Consider the following 2,580-nt stretch of genomic DNA (forward strand, 5'->3'; position numbering starts at 1 on the left):
GGGCGGCGGGTACCGGCACGGGCTCGGGGGCGTCCGGTGTCGGCGCCACGCCGGGGGCGGCCGTCACCGGAGGGCTCCCCGCCCCGAATCCGACCGTTCCGGCCCCGACCGCCGGAGTGGCGGTGGTGTCGGCCGTGCCGGGCGCGCCGGTGTGGCCGCCGGACCCGTCTGTCGCACTGTCCCCGCTCCCGTCCGTCATCGCGTCCCGCTCCCCGTCGGGCGGACCGTCCCGCCCGGTGTCGAGGGCCCCCGCCCCGCCGGTCGCCGCGGGCGCGGCGACCGGCGGCGGGTTCCGGGGGCCCGGCGGGATCAGACGCCGGCCGGCTCGGCGTCGGCGGTGCGCTCGGCCCGCTCGGCGACCTCGCCCTTGACGCGGCGCAGCTTCTTCATCGGGCCCAGCTCGCTGTCGTAGACCCGCTTCACGCCGTCGCCCAGGGACTCCTCGATGGTGCGGATGTCGCGCACCAGGCGGGAGAGGCCCTGCGGCTCCACCGAGGCGGCCTGGTCGGAGCCCCACATCGCGCGGTCCAGGGTGATGTGGCGCTCGACGAAGACGGCGCCCAGGGCGACCGCCGCGAGGGTGGTCTGCAGGCCGGTCTCGTGACCGGAGTAGCCGATCGGCACGTTCGGGTACTCGGCCTGCAGGGTGTGGATCATCCGCAGGTTCAGCTCCTCCGCCCTGGCGGGGTAGGTGCTGGTGGCGTGGCACAGCAGGATGTTGCCGCTGCCCAGGACCTCCACGGCGTGCCGGATCTGCTCCGGGGTGGACATGCCGGTGGACAGGATGATCGTGCGGCCGGTGGCGCGCAGGGCGCGCAGCAGCTCGTCGTCGGTCAGCGAGGCGGAGGCCACCTTGTGGGCGGGGACGTCGAACTTCTCCAGGAAGGCGACGGCCTCGGTGTCCCACGGGGAGGCGAACCAGTGGATGCCGCGCTTGGTGCAGTACTCGTCGATGGCGCGGTACTCGTCCTCGCCGAACTCCACGCGGTGGCGGTAGTCGATGTAGGTCATCCGGCCCCAGGGGGTGTCCCGCTCGATGTCCCACTGGTCGCGCGGGGTGCAGATCTCCGGGGTGCGCTTCTGGAACTTCACGGCGTCGCAGCCGGCCTCGACGGCGGCGTCGATCAGCGCGAAGGCGTTCTCCAGGTCGCCGTTGTGGTTGATGCCGATCTCGCCGGTGACGTAGACCGGGCGGCCCGGGCCCACCTCGCGGTCGCCGAGGGTGCGGATCCGGGGGCTCGACGGGGCGGCCGGGGAGAGGTGTGCGGTCATGACGGGATGAGTTCCTTTCCGAGGATCCACGAGGCGATCTCGCGGATCGCGCCGGCCCCACCCGGGGCGGCGGTGACGGTGCGGGCCGCGGCCAGCACCGCGTCCCGGGCGTCGGCGACGGCCACGGGCCAACCGACCAGGTCGAAACAGGGCAGGTCGTTGACGTCGTTGCCGACGTAGAGCACCCGCTCCGGCGCGACGGCCTGCTCCTCGCACCACTGCTTGAGGGCGAGGTCCTTCCGGTCGATGCCGTGCAGCACCGGGACGCGCAGCTTGCGCGCCCGGGCGGCCACGACCGGGTTCTCCTCCGTGGACAGGATCAGCAGCGGCAGCCCGGCGCGGCGCAGGGCGGCGATGCCCAGGCCGTCGCCGCGGTGCACGGCGACCGTCTCCCGTCCGTCGGAGTCGACGTACACCCGGTCATCGGTCTGGGTGCCGTCGAAGTCGAGTACGACCGCGTCGATGTCGTCGCGGCGCGGCAACCGGCCCCGCACGGGCCGCGGGGGCGCGGGGGGTGCGGACGACTCGGTGCCGTCCAGCAGCGGGGCCAGGGCCCGGGCGCGGGCCAGGTCGTGGGGATCGTCGATCTCCAGCACCCGGGCGGGGTCGGTGCGCACCGGTTCGGTGCGGCCGAAGAAGCGGTGGCGTTCGGCCCGGAACCCGTCGGCGCGCATGGCGTAGGCGGTGCCGGTCTCCAGCAGGTCCAGCGGCCGGTCCTGGCGGCGCGGGCGGTACGCCTTGTCGTGGTTGACGCCGTGGGCGCCGCCGCCGGCCGACCCGCCGGCGGGGCGGGCGGCGGCCTCGCGCCACAGGAAGCCGTGGAACGGCGCCACGGTCAGCGCGGTGTCGGCGCCGTCGACGACGGCCGAGGCGACCCCGTCCACCTCCGCGGCGGTGATGAACGGGCTGGTGCACTGCACCAGCAGCACCACGTCCACCGTGGTCTCGTGCCGCTCCTCGTACGCGTCCAGGGCGTGCAGCAGGGCGGCCTCGCTGGTGGCGGTGTCCCCGGAGATGTTCGGGGGGCGCTCGATCACCTCGGCGCCGGCGGCGCGGGCGGCGGCGGCGATGCCGGGGTCGTCGGTGGACACCGCGGTCGCGGTGACCAGGCGGGCCGCCCGGCAGGCGCGCACGGCCCGGGCCACCAGCGGCACGTCGCCGACCGGGGCGAGGTTCTTGCCCGGCACGCCCTTGGATCCGCCGCGGGCGGGGATCACGGCGAGCACGGTGGGTGCCTCGGTCGTCCTGGCGCGCATCTCGGAGGCCCGCTCGGGGGTCCTTCCGGGGAGCGGCGCCCCCTCCCGGGGG

General features: G+C 75.5%; 2 protein-coding genes and 1 pseudogene. All 3 read right to left on the reverse strand.

What is annotated here, in order from left to right:
• Window positions 1–199 (reverse strand): annotated as a pseudogene (locus FOE67_RS29640) (antitoxin); the annotation flags it as partial.
• A gap of 110 nt (window positions 200–309) precedes the next feature.
• Complete coding sequence (locus FOE67_RS22430) at window positions 310–1,272, reverse strand: N-acetylneuraminate synthase family protein (RefSeq protein WP_182666656.1); 963 nt, start codon at window positions 1,270–1,272, stop codon at window positions 310–312.
• The gene (locus FOE67_RS22435) at window positions 1,269–2,528 is read right to left on the reverse strand and encodes an acylneuraminate cytidylyltransferase (RefSeq protein WP_182666657.1); all 1,260 of its coding nucleotides are present in this window, start codon (window positions 2,526–2,528) and stop codon (window positions 1,269–1,271) included. The genes FOE67_RS22430 and FOE67_RS22435 overlap by 4 nt, the downstream gene beginning before the upstream one ends.
• Between the last annotated feature and the right edge of the window lie 52 nt (window positions 2,529–2,580).

The organism is Streptomyces calidiresistens, assembly GCF_014141525.1.
GTDB lineage: Bacteria > Actinomycetota > Actinomycetes > Streptomycetales > Streptomycetaceae > Streptomyces > Streptomyces calidiresistens.